Genomic DNA, 17,138 nt, shown 5'->3' with positions numbered 1-17,138 from the left:
GACTACTGGTCCCGCAGTTTGGCAGTCAGCGCCGCAAGTCCGCGATGCAGCGCGACCCGCACCGCGCCCTCGCTCATCGAATATTTCACCGCCGTGTCCTTGATCGAGGTGCTGTCGACCGCGATCGACTGCAACACGTCGCGCTGGCGTTGCGGCAGCGTCTTGAGCTGGCTGGCGACTTCGCCTGCCGAAGCCGTCTCCGGCGGCGCCTCGCCCGGCAGGATCTCGGCGAAATCGTCGATATTGACGAAGATCCGCCTGCCCCGTCGCCGCAGCATGTCGATCAGCTTGTTGCGGCCGATCGCAAACAGCCACGGGGCGAAGGGGGCTTCGCTGTCCCAAGTGTGCCGCTTCAGATGCACCGCCAACAGAATCTCCTGCACGATATCCTCAGCCTGGTCGGGAGGCTGCCCGGCCCGCGCCAGGCCACGCCTCGCGGCAGCGCGCAGCACAGGCGTGACCGCCTTCAACAGGCGATGATACGCCGCGTCATCGCCTGCCATGGCCGACCGCATCAGGCCGGTCCACTCGTCCTCACGTCCGCGCACGCGCGCCCTCACCATGCAATTCGGCCGCTCTTTCAGTTTGTTACGCCGGCAGCGGCAAGATCACGAATTCGTGATCTGTGCCTGGCCACGCGACCGAAGCGGCCGTCAGGATTTGCGACGGCTCTTAACACCGATCGGTCCCGTTCGCACCCCGTGGCCAGTCGCGACGGCAGCGGTTTGCCGCGCTTTTGCCCAGTGTGGCCCGAAGATTCCCATTTTCTGCCCCGCTGTGGTCACGCCCCAGGGTCTCTGTTCGGTCCCGGGACGGGCGGAATTTGGGGAGATCGTCAACATGATGAAAGCCAGCGGGCGCGCGGCCGTGATTCTCCTGGCCGGGTTTTTCTTGGCCGGGCTTTTCGTGCTGTTCGGGGGCGTTGCACAGGCGGCGCCGGGTTCAGCCGCAAGCAGCAAGTCGGACAGTGCAGGCAAACAGGCCGACGCGGTCAAGCCTAGCAAGCAGCAGCGGCGTCACACGTCGCGCCACCGCGACAGCACCAAGACGGCGCAGAAATCCGACGACAAGGCCGACAAGAAGGACGCCGCGGCAACCGCCGACGAGGCGAAGGCCGACAATCGTGACATGCCGGCGTCGAGCCAGATGCCGCCGGAAGTTGCGAACGCCAATGCGCAGCTCGCGGCCGCCGAAACACCGACAGCAGCTGCCGCTTCCGCAATGACGGGCCGCGCCAACGACAACGTCCAGGCAGCGGCCGATAATACCGCCGCCCCGAACGCCGAGAGCCAGGTCGTCCCACCCGATCAGCTCAACGACATCGACCGCGCCCTGCAACGGGACAACGCGCCGGCGCCGAAGGCGGTGATTGCCGCAACCGAGGCGCAGCCGCGTCCGGCACCGGTGATGGCAAGCAGCCAACAGAGTTCGGCCTGGGACCAGAGCTCCCTGATCGGAAAAATCTTCATCGGCGTCGGCACGCTGCTGACGCTGGCCTCCGCCGCGCGCATGTTCATGGCCTGATTGTGGCCTGATAGCCGTCCGGAACGCGGACCTCGCCGCGTGTCCCGGGCGCTCCTGCTCCGATGGCCTTGGCGCCTCTTGAAGCCCACCGCACGAGCGGGCACATTGCCCGCTCAACCAAAAGCGTGGGTGGAGCATGAGCACGTTCGAACACATCATCGTCGAAAGCAAAGGCGCGGTCGGCATCATCAAGCTGAACCGGCCGAAGCTGCTCAACGCACTCTCCTTCGGCGTCTTCCGCGAGATCGCCGCGGCAGTCGACGATCTCGAAGCGGATGACGCCATCGGCTGCATCGTCGTGACCGGCAGCGAGAAGGCATTTGCCGCCGGCGCCGACATCAAGGAGATGCAGCCGAAAGCCTTCATCGACATGTTCTCGGAGGATTTTGCCGCGATCGGCGGCGATCGGATCGCGCGCTGCCGCAAGCCGACGATCGCCGCAGTCGCGGGCTATGCGCTGGGCGGCGGCTGCGAGCTCGCGATGATGTGCGACTTCATCATCGCCGCCGACACCGCCAAATTTGGTCAACCCGAAATCACGCTCGGCACCATCCCCGGCATCGGCGGCACCCAGCGCCTGACCCGTGCGATCGGCAAGTCCAAGGCGATGGACCTTTGCCTCACCGGCCGCATGATGGATGCAGCCGAAGCCGAGCGCAGCGGCCTCGTCAGCCGCATCGTGCCGGCCGACAAGCTGATGGACGAGGTGATGGCCGCGGCCGAGAAGATCGCCGCGATGTCGCGGCCCGCGGTCGCGATGGCCAAGGAAGCGGTCAACCGCGCCTTCGAGACCACGCTCGCCGAGGGCATGAGCGTCGAGCGCAACCTGTTCCACGCGACCTTCGCGCTGGAGGACCGCTCCGAAGGCATGGCGGCGTTCATCGAGAAGCGCAAACCGGTGAACAAGAACCGGTAAGGAGGGGAGCGGTCAGGCTGGTGTAAGGCTCTGCCGCTTTCCCGCAGAATCCCTGTGATGTAGCTGCAACAAGCACGGAATACATGGGGGTTTCCCCCGCGGCAGTTTGCCTGCGAGACCTCGGCTGGTTAAACAGTTAAGAGAGCCGCCGTCGGCGGGGGCGGACAGCCGGGATTTGCGGATTACATGATTGGGCGTGCCGCCAGAGCTGGTCGCGTGATGACGCGGCATCGATCGGGCGTGGCTCCTGTGCTCGCGACATGGACCACACTGGCGCTCTGTTGCGCCCTGCCCTCCGCTGCACGGGCGGAAGCGCTCCCGGAGGCGCTCGCCAAAGCCTACCAGACCAATCCGCAGCTCAATGCCGAGCGTGCGCGGCAGCGCGCCACCGACGAGAACGTGCCGCAGGCCCTCGCCGGCTACCGGCCACAGATCGAGGCAAGCCTCAGCGCCGGGCTGCAATCGGTCCGCAATCTGCTGCCCAACAACACCATCCAGACCGCCAATCTGAAGCCATGGATCATCGGCGTCACCGTGTCGCAGACCCTGTTCAACGGTTTCCGCACCGCCAACAACGTGCGGGCCGCTGAACTCCAGGTACAGTCGGGCCGCGAGGCGCTGCGCAACGTCGGCCAGGGCGTGCTGCTCGACGCGGTCACCGCCTATACCAATGTGCTCGCCAACCAGTCGCTGGTCGAGGCGCAGCGCTCCAACGTCGCCTTCCTGCGCGAAACGCTTTCGGTCACCCAGCGGCGCCTCAACGCCGGCGACGTCACGCCGACCGACAGCGCCCAGGCCGAGGCGCGGCTCAACCGCGGGCTTTCCGATCTCAACGCCGCCGAAGTCGCGCTGGCGGTGAGCCAGGCGATCTACGCGCAAGTGATCGGCAATGCTCCGTCGCAGCTTCGGGTCGCCGAAGTCGTCGACCGCTATCTGCCGAAGAGCCGCGAAGACGCGCTGACGATGGCGATCCGCCAGCACCCGGCGGTGATGGCGGCGGGCTTCGACGTCGATGTCGCCTCCACCAACATCCGCGTCGCCGAAGGCGCGCTGCTGCCGAGCGCCAGCGTCCAGGGCAGCGCCAGCAAGAGCCGCAACAACGACCCGACGCTCGGCACCTTCGCCGAAGATCAGGCCTCGATCGTCGCCAATGTCACCGTGCCGATCTACGACGGCGGCCAGGCCGCCGCACAGACCCGGCAGGCCAAGGAAATCACGGCGCAGAGCCGGCTCGTGCTCGACCAGGTGCGCAACCAGGCGCGCACCGCGGCGGTCAGCGCGTGGGTTGCCAATGAAGGTGCCAAGGTCGCGGTCTCGGCCTCGGAGTCCGAAGTGAAGGCGGCGACCGTCGCGCTCCAGGGCGTGCAGCGCGAGGCCGCCGGCGGACAGCGCACGACGGTGGATGTGCTGAACTCGCAGGCCGATTTGATCCAGGCCAAGGCCCGCCTGATCGGCGCCAATCGCGACCGCGTGATCGCCTCCTACACGCTGCTCAGCGCCGTCGGCCATCTCGACGTCAAGACCTTGAGCCTGAATACGCCGGACTATCTGCCCGAGGTGCACTACCATCAGGTCCGCGACGCCTGGCACGGCCTGCGCACGCCGTCTGGGCAGTAGTTTCAAATCGTCTGGCTTGCTGCCGATGAAAAGCTGCCGCATCCATCTGATGGGAGCTTCAGGCTCCGGCGTGACGACGATCGGCCGCGCGCTCGCTGGCCGGCTTGCGCTGCCGCATCACGACAGCGATGATTATTTCTGGCTGCCGACCGCGCCGCCCTACCAGACCACGCGCCCCGCCGCCGAGCGTTTGCGGCTGATGCGCGAGATGTTTCTGCCGCGGCTCGATTGGGTGCTGAGCGGAACCGTCACCGGCTGGGGCGACGAGCTCATCCCAGTCTTCGATCTCGTCGTCTTTGTGACGACGCCGCGCGAGCTTCGCTTGCAGCGGCTGCGTGGCCGCGAGGCTACGCATTTCGGAGCGGATGCCGTCGCACAGGGCGGTTGGCGTCATGAGGAGGCGGAGTCGTTCGTCGATTGGGCCTCTCACTACGAAGCCGGCGATCGCGACGGCCGCAGTCTCGCAAAAGATGAGACGTGGCTCGCGAAGCTGTCCTGCCCGACCGTGCGCGTCGACGGCTCACGCCCGCTTGCGGACCTCGTCGAGCAGCTATGCAGCGAAGCGCAGCGTCTGCCGGGCTGATGTGATACTGTCGCGACGCCACTGCCAGATAATAAAAACAGGGAGAGAAACCATGCTCAGCCGACGCAGCGTCCTGCTTGCCTCCCTTGCCGCCGGAGTTGCCATGTCCGACAAAGCCCACGCTCGTGCCGCGCAGCCCGCGACGCCGGTCAATTTCGACGTCCCGGCCCACGCCTGCGACTGTCACACCCACATCCACGGCGACGTCGAGAAATTTCCGTTTTTTGCCGGACGCGTCTATACGCCCGAGCCGGCGAGCCCCGAAGAAATGGCCGCGCTGCACAAGGCGCTGCATATCGAGCGCGTGGTTATCGTGACGCCGAGCGTCTATGGCACCGATAACTCCTCCACCCTGTTCGGCATGAAGGCGCGCGGCGCGGCCGCGCGCGGGGTGGCCGTGATCGACGACAAAACGACCGAGGCCCAGCTCGACACGATGCAAGCAGACGGCTTTCGCGGTGTCCGCCTCAATCTCGCGACCGGCGGCGTTAACGACCCCAATGTCGGCCGGCCGCGCTTCACCGCCGCAGTCGAGCGCATGAAGGCGCGCGGCTGGCACGTACAGCTGTACACCACGCTCCCCATGATCTCGGCAATCAAGGACCTCGTCGAGACGGCGCCGGTACCCGTTGTATTCGACCATTTCGGCGGCCTTGATGCTTCGCTCGGGCTGGAGCAGCCGGGATTTGCCGATTTGGTCGCGCTCGTGAAATCCGGCAAGGTCTATGTCAAGATTTCCGGCGCCTACCGCTCGTCGAAGCTCGCACCCGATTATCAGGACATGGTGCCATATGCCCGCGCGCTGATCGCGGCGAATGCGGACCGCATCGTCTGGGGCACGGACTGGCCGCATCCGGATTCGAGCCGTGTCGAGGGACGCAAGGCCACCGACATCGCGCCGCTCTACCAGATCGACGACGGCCGCCTGCTCAACCAGCTTCCGGTGTGGGCGCCGGATGCGGATGTGCGCAAGAAGATCCTGGTCGATAACCCGGCGCGACTCTACGGGTTTTGACGTCAGCGTGCGCGGCGGGAGAAGAAGGAGATCAGCACCGGCAGCGTCACCAGGATCACGATCGGGGCCAGCATCATGCCTGTTACCACGACCACCGCGAGCGGCTTCTGCACCTGCGAGCCGATGCCTTCCGACAGCGCGGCCGGCAACAGGCCGATGCCGGCGACGACGCAGGTCATCAGCACCGGCCGAAGCTGCAATTCGCCGGTGCGTATCACCGCGCTCACGCGGTCCATGCCCTCTTCGATGAGCTGGTTGAACTGCGACAGGATGATGATGCCGTCCATCACGGCGATGCCGAACAGCGCAATGAAGCCGATCGCTGCCGAGACGCTGAAGGCGGTGCCGGTGATCAAGAGACCGAGCACGCCGCCGAAGATCGCCATCGGGATCACGCTCATGGCGAGCAGCGTGTCGGTCATCGAGCCGAAATTGAACCAGAGCAGGACGCCGATCAGCGCGAGCGAGATCGGCACCACGATCGACAATCGCCGGATCGCGTCCTGGAGATTGCCGAATTCGCCGACCCAATCCATGTGCGCGCCGGGCGGCAGCTGCACCTGATCGGCGATCTTCTGCTGCGCCTCGCGGATCGCGCTGCCGAGGTCGCGTTCACGCACCGAGAACTTGATCGGCAGATAGCGTTCCTGCTGCTCGCGATAAATGTAGGCCGCACCCGAGACGAGGCTGATGGTGGCGACCTCGCTCAGCGGGATCTGCGTGACGGTGCCGTTCGGTCCGGGCGCGCCGATCCGCAAATTCTGGATCGCCTCGGCGCTCCTGCGGAATTCGGGCGCGAGACGAACGATGATCGGGAAGTGGCGGTCGCTTCCCGCCTCGTAGATGTCACCCGCAGTGTCGCCGCCGATCGCGACTTTGATGGTGGCATTGATGTCGCCCGGTGCGAGGCCGTAGCGCGCGGCCTTGGCACGGTTGATGTCGATCTGGATGGTCGGCTGCCCGAGTGAGGTGAACACGGCAAGATCCGTGACGCCCTGCACGGTTGAAAGCACCGACTTGATCTTGTTGGCGGTGTCGGTCAGGGCCTGGAGATCGCTGCCGAACAGCTTGATCGAGTTCTCGCCCTTCACGCCGGAGACGGCTTCGGAGACGTTGTCCTGGAGATATTGCGAGAAGTTGAACTCGACGCCGGGGAAGCGATCGTCGAGCTGCTTGAGCAGCTGCGCGGTCAGCTCTTCCTTGTCGCGGGTGCCGGGCCATTGGCTGGCGGGCTTGAGCGGCGCGAAGAACTCGGCGTTGAAGAAGCCAGCGGCGTCGGTGCCGTCATCGGGGCGGCCGTGCTGCGACACCACGGATTCTACTTCAGGCCGCGCGCGGATCACCTTGCGCATCTCGTTGACGTAAGAGTTGCCTTCCTGGAGCGAGATGGTCGGCGGCAGCGTGGCGCGGATCCAGAGATTGCCCTCCTCCAGCTTCGGCAGGAATTCGAGGCCAAGCAACCGGCTGAGCGCAACCGTCATCAGCACGAGGCCGAACGCGCCACCGAGCATGATGCCGCGGTTGGCGACCGCCCAATTCAGCACCGGCATGTAGATCCGATGCAGGATCAGCATCACCCTGGTCTCGGTCTCCCTGACATGCGCGGGCAGGATGATCGCGGACAACGCCGGAGTGACGGTGAAGGTCGCAAGCAGACCGCCGGCCAGCGCGTAGGCGTAGGTGCGCGCCATCGGCCCGAAGATGTTGCCCTCGACGCCGGAGAGCGTGAACAGCGGCAGAAAGGCCGCGATGATGATCGCCGCGGCGAAGAAGATCGAACGGGAGACGTCGGCCGCCGCGCTGAGGATGGCATGGCTTTTCATGCCGAACAGCGTCTCGGACGACATTTGCTCGGATTCCGACATCGGCGTCGTCTGCGTCAGGCGCCGGAAGATCGCCTCCACCATGATGACGGTGGCATCGACGATCAGGCCGAAATCGATCGCGCCGACCGACAGCAGGTTCGCCGATTCCCCGCGCAGCACCAGGATGATCACCGCGAAGAACAATGCGAACGGAATGGTGGCGCCGACGATCAGCGCACTGCGGAGATCGCCGAGAAAGATCCATTGCAGCAGCACGATCAGCAGAATGCCGATCACCATGTTGTGCAACACGGTGTGGGTCGTGAGGTCGATCAGGTCGCCGCGGTCGTAGATGCGTTCGATACGCACGCCGGGCGGCAGGATGCTGGAGTTGTTGATGGTTTGAACGAGTTGGTGGACGCGCTTGATGGTTGGCGAGCTCTGCTCGCCACGGCGCATCAGGACGATGCCTTGCACGATGTCGTCGGACTCGTCGAGGCCGGCAATGCCGAGACGTGGCTTCTGGCCGACGGTGACGGTGGCGACGTCCTTGACCAGAACCGGGTTGCCGTTGGTCTGCGAGACCATGGTGTTGGCGAGGTCGTCGATCGAGCGGATCAGGCCGACGCCGCGCACCACGGCCGATTGCTGACCGATATTGACGGTGTTACCGCCGACATTGACGTTGGAATTGCCCACCGCCTGGAGCAATTGCGGCAACGTCAGGCCGTTGGCGACCAGCTTGTTGAAGTCGACCTGGAGCTCGTAGGTCTTGCTCTTGCCGCCCCATCCGGTGACGTCGATCACGCCGGGCACGGCGCGGAAGCGCCGCTGGAGGATCCAGTCCTGGATGGTCTTGAGGTCGAGCACGCTGTAGTTCGGCGGGCCGACGAGACGGTAGCGGAAGATTTCGCCAATTGGACTGAGCGGCGAGATCTGCGGCTGCACGTTGCCGGGCAGCGGCGCGAGCTGCGCCAGGCGGTTCAAGACCTGCTGCAACGCCTCGTCATAGGTGTAGGCAAAGGAGAACTGCAGTTTGACGTCGGAGAGGCCGTAGAGCGAGATGGTGCGAATGGTCGTCAGGTTCTTCAAACCCGCGACCTGGGTCTCGATCGGAATTGTGATGTAGCGCTCGATCTCCTCGGCCGACAGGCCTGGGCTTTGCGTCACGATGTCGACCATCGGCGGGGTCGGATCGGGGTAAGCTTCGATGTTGAGCTGGTTGAACGCAATCAGGCCGCCGATGAGCACGGCGACGAACATCCCAACCATCAGGAAGCGCCGGTTGACGGCAAGGGCGACGAGGCGATCCATTCAGGTCTTCAGCTTGTCTTTTTCCCGGCCAGTCGATCAGCTGCCGGACGCCGCGCGGTCGATGAACAGGCTGCCTTTGGTGACCACCTGCTCGCCAGGCTTCAGATTACTGGTGACCTCGACGAGATTGCCATTGATGAGACCGATCTTGATCTCGCGCAGCTCGACCGACTTGTCCTCGCGTGCGACCCAGAGGCGGACCTTGTCGGCTTCGTAGATCAAGGCCTGCTTCGGTACCGCCGGAGCGGCACGGTCGCCGGACGAATAGATCGTGACGTTGGCGAACATCTCGGGCTTCAGCAGGCCGTCCTTGTTGTCGATGGTGGCGCGGACCAGTAGGCGGCGGGTGTTCGGATCGATCGCGGCGGCGACGTAGTTGACCTTGGCGGTCAAGGGGCGGCCCGGCAGCGCCATGACGTTGACGGCGATGTCCTGTCCGATGCACACGGCAGCCGCATCGCTCTCGCGCACGAAGGCGGTGAGCCAGACCGTGGAGAGATCGCCGACCACGAAGACCGGATCGCTGGCGCCGGAATTGACGTACTGGCCGGGGCCGATCTTACGCTGCACGACCGTGCCCGCGATCGGCGAATAGATCGTGACTTCCGGATTGATGACGCCCTTGTCCTGGAAGGCCTTGATAGTCTCATCAGTGAAGCCGAGAATCCGCAGCTTGTTGCGCGCGGCTTCCAGCGCCGTCATCGAGGAGCGCATGTCGTTCTGCGCCTGAACCTGGGTCGCTTCCGCCTGCTGATAGTCCTTCAGGGGGATGGCATGGCCCTCATAGAGGTCCTTGGCGCGCTTGAACTGGATGTCGGCAAGATCGATCGCCGACTTTGCCTTGTTCTGCGAGCTCATCGCCGCAATGAAATCGTTCTGGGCCTGCACGGTGTCGGCGGCCTCGATTGTGAACAGCGGTTGACCTTGCTTCAGCACCTCGCCGGGCTTGGCGAGCAGCTTGGTCACCCGCCCCGCATAGGGCGAAAACACCGGCGTCGAACGGTCCTCGTCGACTGCGACCTTGCCCTCGGTGACATACTCGGCGCGGAAAGTCTTGGCCTTGACCGGCTCGATCGTCAGCGTCGCCCATTCCGACGGCGTCGGCGTGAAGTTCTGCGCATTCCTGCGCGACTGGCTGGAGATCTCGGAGTGGTTCTTCTCCTTGGCTCCAGTATGGAGGAAGCCGTAGGCCCCGGCACCGGCAAGAGCTAGTAAAACTACGGATGTAATCACCCGTTGTTTTGTAAGCACCTGCAATCGCTTGGTATTTTCAACTACCATGGGGCCCGGTCATGTCTGCGATGATACCGGCGGATGCCTGCCTCATCGGTCGCGCTAATAGTGCCGAATTGTGATTTCAAACAACCTAAAAAACGCCGCGCGCCTTTCGGTTTGCGTTAAATATTTGCGACGCGTCAGCTTCACGTCAGCTTGTCACCGGCCACTCTGCCGGATGACTGCCGAGCGGCATCGCCGGACGGCTCCATTGCGCCGGCGTCTTCGACAGCAGCGCTGAATGGCGCACCGCCTTCAACGTGCCGAAGCCAGATGGCATGCTCTCGATGAATGCAGCATGTACGGCCTCGCCCGTAATATCCGGGGTGTTCAGGCCATTTTCGAGCCGTCCGAGATTCCACAGCCAGCGCCCGGTCTGGGCTAGCGACACACGCACGTGCCAGCTGCCGCCTTCGCGGACCTGGCGGGCCTTGGCCATCATCGCGCCGAACGCCATCAGATAGCCGGTGGCGTGGTCGAGCATCTGCGCCGGCAATTCCTTCGGTCCATCGATGCCGGCGGCCTCTCCCTCAGCATGGTTGAAGCCCGTCGTGGTCTGCACCAGCGAATCGAAGCCGCGCCGTTCCGCCCAGGGACCGGCATGGCCATAGGCCGATAGCGTTACGTAGACGATGCCGGGATTAATTGTCGCTGCGTCCTCCGGCGTAAAGCCGAGAGCGGCGAGCGCGCGCGGGCGATAGCCTTGCGAGAAGATATCGGCGTCTCTCAAGAGCTCACGCAACTGCGTACGCCCGGCCTCGCTCTTTAGCTCGATGAAGGTGGTGAGCTTGCCGCGGCCGGTGTCGATGGTTAGCCACGGAATCGCCGGCAGCGCGGGGCCCGACACGAGCAGCACATCCGCGCCGTGCGCGGCGAGCGTGCGGCCGGCGACGGGGCCCGCGATAACGCGAGAGAGGTCGAGCACGCGCAGGCCCGCGAGCGGGCGATCGCCTTGTGGCAGTCGTTGCGGCCATGGCTTCGGCGGGGCCTCGCCGATCTTCTCGATCGAGACCAGCGGCAATTCGGCGAGCGCGCGGGCCTGCGGCAGCGCCGACCATTCGTCGTAGGAGCGCATCAGCGCAACGACGCCGCCCGCTGCGTAGGCCGCGGTCTCGAAATCCTCGCCCTTCCATTGCATCAGCGCGGCCTGCACCTTCTCGCGCTCGGGCTCGCAGCCGAGCACCTTGCAGACGGCGTCGCGATGATGCGGGAAATTGGTGTGGCAGCGGACGAAGCGGTTGTCGCCGGTTCTGTAGACGCCGGCGATGGCGTCCCAGGCGGGCGGCGGCGGCTTGTCGTCGACGCGCAAGTAGCGCTCGGAGCGGCATTCGGCGACGGCATGGCGCAGGTCAACGCTAACGTCCTGCGCCTCGCCGCCGCGCAATCTCCAGATTTCGGCGGCGGCGAGGCCGGCGGCTGCTATCGTCGTCTGGCCGGCAATTGCGACGCGAAACGAAGACGGGATTTGCGGCTCCTCGCCCATCAACCGCACGCGCGCAAGCGCGGCGGCGTCACCGCCGGCGGAGGTCCAGATGCCACTGAGAATCTCGGCGGGGCTTTGCATGACCCTTCTCTCCCTCTAGTTTGCGACCATCGCATTAGCACACAAGGACATGCAATGGCCGCCATCGATCCTCTCACTGCAGGCGCCGTGTTCATCGCAACGGCGGCCACCGACGCGGTCTATGTCATGTTCACCTCGGCCGTGATCGCGCGCAAGCGCGTGCCTGCGGCGAACTGGAGCGCGGTCTGGTACATGCTCTCGTCCTATGCGGTGATCAGCTACACCGAAAACGCGTTCTATGTGGCTTTCGCGGCGATCGGCTCCTGGGCCGGCGCCTACGCCTCCCTGACATTCCTGCACCGCCCGCCCGGCGGCCCGCCGGTGGGCGCGGCACCGGAGTGAGGGCCGCTGCTTCCACACCGTCATTGCGAGCGAAGCGAAGCAATCCAGAGTCTTTCCGCGGTGGCAGTCTGGATTGCTTCGTCGCAAGGGCTCCTCGCAATGACGATGTGGAGGCTTTTGGGCTTCCCTCGAAACAGCTACACTCGCTGCGACCAACAAAAAAGGAAAACCAAACAATGGATCTCGGTCTCAAAGGCAAGAACGCCATCGTGCTCGGCGGCACGCGCGGCATCGGGCGGGCGATTGCGGTGACGCTGGCCGGCGAAGGCAGCAATGTCGCGGTGTGTGCACGCAACGCCGATCAGGTTGCCGCCACCGTTACGGAGTTGAAGGCCAGCGGGATCCGCGCGACCGGCGGCCCGGTCGATGTCACCGACGGCGCGGCGCTGAAATCCTGGATCGAGGGTGCGGCAAAGGAGCTTGGCGGCATCGACATGCTGTTCTCCAACGCGGGCGCGATGGCGCAGGGCCATGATGCCGCATCGTGGGAGCAGAATTTTCGGCTCGACCTACTCGGCGCCGTGCACGCGTTCGACGCCGCGCGGCCGTTCCTCGAGGCCAGCGGCGACAAGGGTGGCGACGCCGCCTTCGTGATCATCTCATCTATCTCCGCGGCGCAAGCGGACACGGCGAGCTCCTACGGCCCGATCAAGGCGGCGTTGATCCACATGGCCAAGGGACTGGCGCGGCAGTACGCAAAGAAGAAGATCCGCGTCAACGTGGTCTCGCCCGGCACGGTCTATTTCAAGGGCGGTGTCTGGGAGATGATCGAGCAGAACATGCCCGAGCGCTACAATGATGCGATGAAGCGTAACCCCACCGGCCGCATGGCGACGCCGCAGGAAATCGCGAGCGCAGCGGTGTTTCTGGCGAGCCCGGTGTCGGGGTTCACCACGGGCTCCAATCTGGTGGTGGACGGCGCGATCTCGAACCGGGTGAATTTTTGAGGCGGGCATGCGCGTCCCTGCGTTTCCGTCATCCTGAGGTGCGAAGCTTGCGATGCAAAGCATCGCAAGAAGAGCCTCGAAGGATGAACGGCCCGGATGCAGCCGGGCCGTCGCCCTTCGAGGGCCGCTGAAGAAGCGGCCACCTCAGGGTGACGGTGCGAGAGCGGCGCGGCCCACACCCTCAATGAAAATCCCGCGACGGCGGCAGGATGCGGACATTACGGGGATGGCGAAGTTTTTGCGCGGGCGCATCCGGGTGGGCGCGGGGATCGTCGTTGAGCGGTTCGATCGGGGCGGCGCCTGCCGGCACCGGATGCTTGCGGCCGAGGGCGTCGTTGGCGAGGCCGACCAGATCGTGCGAGCGGTCGACCATGCGCTGGGCAATGAGGTGCGTCACCTTTTCGGGACTGCTCTGGATATAGCCCTCGACCAGGATGAGGCGCGCGCCCATCACCTCTTTCCGGTACTGCTCCATGATTTTCGGCCATACCACGACATTGGCGATGCCGGTTTCGTCCTCCAGTGTCATGAACACGACGCCGCTGGCGCTGCCCGGCCGCTGCCGTACCAGCACGACGCCGGCACAGCGGACGCGGCGCCGCTCGTTGTCATGATTGATGTCCTTGCAGGCGACGATGCGCTCGCGCGTAAACATCTCGCGCAAAAATTCCATCGGATGGCCCTTGAGCGAAAGGCGAATGGTCTGGTAGTCCGCGACCACCTGTTCGGCGCGCGGCATCACCGGCAACGGCCTGGCGTGCTCGTCCGGCTGCTCGCGTGCGGTGGCCACCTCGAACAGCGGCAGTGGCACGTCATCGGGCAGGCGCCGCACCTGCCACAGCGCCTCGCGGCGGTCGAGCCCGAGCGAACGGAACGCGTCGGCATCGGCGAGCAGGATCAGCGCGCGCTTGGGCAGTCCGGTGTCGCGCGCGAAGTCTTCCAGAGAGGTGAAGGGCCGGCGGTTGCGGGCGGCGACGATACGGTCGGCCCAGTCGGGCGCTCTCTCCACATTTTCATTCCGAGGCGCGCCTCTTTTCAGCCTTTCCTCATCTTCATCGAGCCAATGGAAACCGTCGATCTGGCGGAAGCCCAGGCGCACGGCGCAATACTTGCCACGTCCTTCTTCCAGCGTGTTCTGCGCAAAGCTGTAGGACACGTCGATATCGCGCACCTCGACGCCGTTCTTGCGAGCGTCGCTGACGATCTGCGCCGGGGCGTAAAAGCCCATCGGCTGCGAGTTCAGGAGGCCGCAGCAGAATGCATCAGGGTGATAATGCTTCAGCCATGAGGAGATGTAGACAAGCTGCGCGAAGCTTGCGGCATGGCTCTCCGGAAAGCCGTAACTGCCAAAACCCTTGATCTGTTCGAAACAGTTTCTGGCAAAATCAGGCGCATAGCCGCGCGCGATCATGTTGCCGATCATCTTGTCTTCGAACTTGCCGATGGTGCCGACATTGCGGAACGTCGCCATCGCACGGCGCAGGCCGTTGGCCTCCTCGGCCGTGAACTTCGCGGCTTCGATCGCGATCCGCATCGCCTGCTCCTGGAACAAGGGCACGCCGAGGGTCTTGTGCAACACTCTGTAAAGCTCGTCCTTGTCGCCATGCTCCGATGACGGCGATGGATAGTTCACTTTTTCCAAGCCGTTCCGCCGCCGCAAATAGGGATGCACCATGTCGCCCTGGATCGGCCCAGGCCGCACGATCGCGACCTCGATCACGAGATCGTAGAAGGTCCGTGGCTTCAGGCGCGGCAGCATGTTCATCTGGGCGCGACTCTCGACCTGGAACACGCCGAGCGATTCCCCTTCACACAGCATGTCGTAAACCTTGGGATCGTCCTGCGGGACGCTCGCCAGCATCCAGCGTTCGCCCTTGTGCTGTTCGATCAGATCAAAGCACTTGCGGATGCAGGTCAGCATGCCCAGCGCGAGCACGTCGACCTTCATCATGCTGAGCGCGTCGACATCGTCCTTGTCCCATTCGATGAAGGTGCGATCATCCATCGCGGCATTGCCGATCGGCACATAGGTGTCGAGCCGGTCTTGCGTGAGCACATAGCCGCCGACATGCTGGGACAGATGACGCGGGAATTCGATCAGCTCGGTCGCGAGCTCGACCGCGAGGTTGATCATGGAATTTTGCGGATCGAGGCCGGCCTGTCTGACCTGCATGTCGTTGAGGCCCTTGCCCCAGCTTCCCCAGACGGTGTCGGCGAGTGCGGCGGTGACGTCCTCGGTCAGGCCCAGCGCCTTGCCGACGTCGCGGATGGCGCTGCGCGGGCGGTAATGAATGACGGTGGCGATGATCGCGGCGCGATGGCGGCCGTAACGCCGATAGACATATTGCATCACCTCCTCGCGCCGCGAATGCTCGAAATCGACGTCGATGTCGGGCGGCTCCAGCCGCTCCTTGGAGATGAAGCGCTCGAACAGCAGATCGACCTTGGTCGGGTCGACTGATGTGATGCCCAGTACGTAGCAGACCGCCGAATTCGCCGCCGATCCCCGCCCCTGGCACAAAATGTTCTGGCTGCGGGCGTAATGCACGATGTCGTGCACGGTGAGGAAGTAATGCGCGTATTTCAGCTCGGCGATCAACGCGAGTTCTTTCTTCAGGGTGGCGCGCAGCTTGTCGTCGATCTTGCCGCCGAAATATTTGTCGACACCGGCCCAGGTCAGATCCTCCAGATGCCCTTGCGCGGTCTTCCCCGGCGGCACCGGCTCATCCGGATACTGGTATTTGAGCTGATCGAGCGAGAAGGTGATCTTGTCCGCAAAGCGCATGGTCTCCGCGACAGCCTCGGGAAAATCGCGGAACAGCCGCGCCATCTCCCTGGGCGTCTTCAGAAACCGTTCTGCATTGGCTTCCAGCCTCCGGCCGACCGCCTCGATCGTGGTCTTTTCCCGGATGCAGGTCAGCACGTCCTGGAGGGGACGACGGGCGGGATGGTGATAGAGCACCTCGTTGGTCGCGAGCAGCGACACTTTTGCTTTTGCGGCGAGATCATCGAGCTGCGCGAGGCGGCGGCGGTCGTCACCGCGATAGATCAGGCTCGCCGCCAGCCACACGCCCTCGGCCCGACTTGCCTTCAGCCGGGCGAGGATGTCCTGCGCTTGCGCCGCATCGAGGCGATGCGGCAGCGTCAGGATCAGGAGCTGGCCTTCGGAAAACGCAAGGAGATCGGCGAAGGTGAGATGGCATTCGCCCTTCGCGATCCGCGTGATGTCGTCGCCGCGCTTGCCCCTGGTGAGAAGCTGGCACAGCCGGCCATAGGCGGCTCGGTCTCGCGGATAGACCAGAATATCGGGCGTACCATCGATGAAGACGATGCGCGTGCCAATCAGAAGCTTCGGCTTGTGCAGCACCTCGTCATTGTCGAGCTCCTTGTAGGCACGCACCACACCGGCGAGCGTGTTGTGATCGGCAATGCCGATCGCGGGAATGCCGAGAATGCTCGCCTGGTGCACATAGGCACGCGGATCCGAGCCGCCACGCAGGAAGGAGAAATTCGTGGTGATGCCGATCTCGGCATAGGCGGGCGTGTTCATGCGAAGAGACCGTGCACATACCAACCGGGAGGAACGGGCTTGCCGTCGCCGTCGAAGCACTCCCCCTCGTAAAGACCGTCGCGAAAGATCCAGAAGCGAAGGCCCTCGGCATCCTCGATACGGAAATAGTCCCGCGTCAGTTGCTTGCCGTCCTGCCGCCACCATTCCATGGCGATGCGCTCGGGGCCTTCCACCCGCACCACCGCATGCTGCGCGCGGCGCCAGGTGAATTGATGCGGCGGCCCGTCGGGCACGGTCGCGAACGGCACATTGATCGGCTCAGGCTTGTCGAACAGCCGCAACGGACGCAATGGCGGCTCGGTCTCGGTGCGCGCGGGCCATTCGGCCTGCATCGCCACGGCGAGATGATGCTGGGCAGGCGCGGCCAGCACCGCACATTCGGGGATATGGGTATCCTCAGGCAGATGCACGACGACGCGCTTTCCGCCGATGCGCGCGGCGATGCGGTCTATCAGCGCGGCAAGCTCGTCATTGTCGTGGACATGGGCGTCGAGATCGCGCTGCTCCTGCACCACGATCTCGGTGCGGCTTGCCGACAGCCGAACCATGTCGAAGCCGAAGCCGGGATCGAGGGGATCGGCGAGCGCCTCGAGGCGGGACTAGGGGAGCCCCGCGGCCCCCCCCCCCCGCCGGGCCGGGGGGGGCGGGGGGGCCCAGATTGGGGG

The 17,138-nt window shown here is 64.7% G+C and carries 12 protein-coding genes and 1 pseudogene; 7 read left to right on the top strand and 6 right to left on the bottom strand.

From position 1 onward, the window contains the following. Positions 1-2: 2 nt before the first annotated feature. Complete coding sequence (locus AC0L3P_RS20040) at positions 3-548, bottom strand: sigma-70 family RNA polymerase sigma factor (protein WP_473304316.1); 546 nt, start codon at positions 546-548, stop codon at positions 3-5. A gap of 292 nt (positions 549-840) precedes the next feature. Here AC0L3P_RS20040 and AC0L3P_RS20035 point away from each other — a divergent pair, with 292 nt between their 5' ends. From AC0L3P_RS20035 to AC0L3P_RS20015, 5 genes are all read left to right on the top strand, one after another. Then, complete coding sequence (locus AC0L3P_RS20035; RefSeq protein ID WP_275170640.1) at positions 841-1,524, top strand: hypothetical protein; 684 nt, start codon at positions 841-843, stop codon at positions 1,522-1,524. A gap of 136 nt (positions 1,525-1,660) precedes the next feature. After that, a complete protein-coding gene (locus AC0L3P_RS20030) occupies positions 1,661-2,440 on the top strand; it encodes an enoyl-CoA hydratase (RefSeq protein ID WP_275170639.1) in 780 nt (259 codons plus the stop codon). Positions 2,441-2,659: 219 nt separating this feature from the next. Next, positions 2,660-4,057, top strand: a complete 1,398-nt coding sequence (locus tag AC0L3P_RS20025; protein ID WP_275170638.1) for a TolC family outer membrane protein — start codon at positions 2,660-2,662, stop codon at positions 4,055-4,057. Positions 4,058-4,082: 25 nt separating this feature from the next. Next, a complete protein-coding gene (locus AC0L3P_RS20020) occupies positions 4,083-4,640 on the top strand; it encodes a P-loop NTPase family protein (RefSeq protein WP_473304306.1) in 558 nt (185 codons plus the stop codon). 52 nt (positions 4,641-4,692) lie between these two features. Beyond that, a complete protein-coding gene (locus AC0L3P_RS20015; RefSeq protein ID WP_473304346.1) occupies positions 4,693-5,655 on the top strand; it encodes an amidohydrolase family protein in 963 nt (320 codons plus the stop codon). Positions 5,656-5,657: 2 nt separating this feature from the next. Here the strand turns inward: AC0L3P_RS20015 and AC0L3P_RS20010 are convergent, their stop codons facing one another. From AC0L3P_RS20010 to AC0L3P_RS20000, 3 genes are all read right to left on the bottom strand, one after another. Further along, on the bottom strand, positions 5,658-8,774 hold the full coding sequence (locus tag AC0L3P_RS20010) for an efflux RND transporter permease subunit (RefSeq protein WP_473304304.1): 3,117 nt from the start codon (positions 8,772-8,774) through the stop codon (positions 5,658-5,660). A gap of 36 nt (positions 8,775-8,810) precedes the next feature. Further along, positions 8,811-10,055, bottom strand: a complete 1,245-nt coding sequence (locus AC0L3P_RS20005) for an efflux RND transporter periplasmic adaptor subunit (protein WP_473304302.1) — start codon at positions 10,053-10,055, stop codon at positions 8,811-8,813. Positions 10,056-10,200: 145 nt separating this feature from the next. Further along, entirely contained in the window at positions 10,201-11,613 is a 1,413-nt protein-coding gene (locus AC0L3P_RS20000) for a CoA transferase (protein ID WP_275170631.1), read from the bottom strand. A 54-nt stretch (positions 11,614-11,667) separates the two neighbouring features. On the opposite strand from AC0L3P_RS20000, the gene AC0L3P_RS19995 reads away from it, so the two are divergent. Next, the gene (locus tag AC0L3P_RS19995) at positions 11,668-11,955 is read left to right on the top strand and encodes a hypothetical protein (protein ID WP_092024185.1); all 288 of its coding nucleotides are present in this window, start codon (positions 11,668-11,670) and stop codon (positions 11,953-11,955) included. A 176-nt stretch (positions 11,956-12,131) separates the two neighbouring features. Continuing rightward, positions 12,132-12,902: an SDR family NAD(P)-dependent oxidoreductase gene (locus AC0L3P_RS19990; RefSeq protein ID WP_354206898.1), complete on the top strand. Its 771-nt coding sequence runs from the start codon at positions 12,132-12,134 to the stop codon at positions 12,900-12,902. 181 nt (positions 12,903-13,083) lie between these two features. On the opposite strand, the gene AC0L3P_RS19985 is transcribed toward AC0L3P_RS19990, so the two are convergent. Both AC0L3P_RS19985 and AC0L3P_RS19980 read right to left on the bottom strand, forming a co-directional pair. Next, positions 13,084-16,452 carry an error-prone DNA polymerase gene (locus tag AC0L3P_RS19985; RefSeq protein WP_473304295.1) on the bottom strand — a complete coding sequence of 1,123 codons (3,369 nt, stop codon included), beginning with the start codon at positions 16,450-16,452 and terminating at the stop codon, positions 13,084-13,086. After that, a pseudogene (locus AC0L3P_RS19980) lies at positions 16,449-17,072 on the bottom strand (DNA polymerase Y family protein); the annotation flags it as partial. The pseudogene AC0L3P_RS19980 and the gene AC0L3P_RS19985, both read right to left, overlap by 4 nt. Between the last annotated feature and the right edge of the window lie 66 nt (positions 17,073-17,138).

This window comes from Bradyrhizobium sp. WSM4874 (genome assembly GCF_055811835.1).
This window is presented reverse-complemented; position numbering and strand designations above follow the sequence as displayed.

Coding starts and splice junctions, on each gene's coding strand:
- AC0L3P_RS20010 (WP_473304304.1), bottom strand. CDS start 8,774: ATGGATCGCCTCGTCGCCCTTGCCGTCAACCGGCGCTTCCTGATGGTT.
- AC0L3P_RS20030 (WP_275170639.1), top strand. CDS start 1,661: ATGAGCACGTTCGAACACATCATCGTCGAAAGCAAAGGCGCGGTCGGC.
- AC0L3P_RS20025 (WP_275170638.1), top strand. CDS start 2,660: ATGACGCGGCATCGATCGGGCGTGGCTCCTGTGCTCGCGACATGGACC.
- AC0L3P_RS19995 (WP_092024185.1), top strand. CDS start 11,668: ATGGCCGCCATCGATCCTCTCACTGCAGGCGCCGTGTTCATCGCAACG.
- AC0L3P_RS20015 (WP_473304346.1), top strand. CDS start 4,693: ATGCTCAGCCGACGCAGCGTCCTGCTTGCCTCCCTTGCCGCCGGAGTT.
- AC0L3P_RS20035 (WP_275170640.1), top strand. CDS start 841: ATGATGAAAGCCAGCGGGCGCGCGGCCGTGATTCTCCTGGCCGGGTTT.
- AC0L3P_RS20000 (WP_275170631.1), bottom strand. CDS start 11,613: ATGCAAAGCCCCGCCGAGATTCTCAGTGGCATCTGGACCTCCGCCGGC.
- AC0L3P_RS19990 (WP_354206898.1), top strand. CDS start 12,132: ATGGATCTCGGTCTCAAAGGCAAGAACGCCATCGTGCTCGGCGGCACG.
- AC0L3P_RS20020 (WP_473304306.1), top strand. CDS start 4,083: ATGAAAAGCTGCCGCATCCATCTGATGGGAGCTTCAGGCTCCGGCGTG.
- AC0L3P_RS20005 (WP_473304302.1), bottom strand. CDS start 10,055: ATGGTAGTTGAAAATACCAAGCGATTGCAGGTGCTTACAAAACAACGG.
- AC0L3P_RS19985 (WP_473304295.1), bottom strand. CDS start 16,452: ATGAACACGCCCGCCTATGCCGAGATCGGCATCACCACGAATTTCTCC.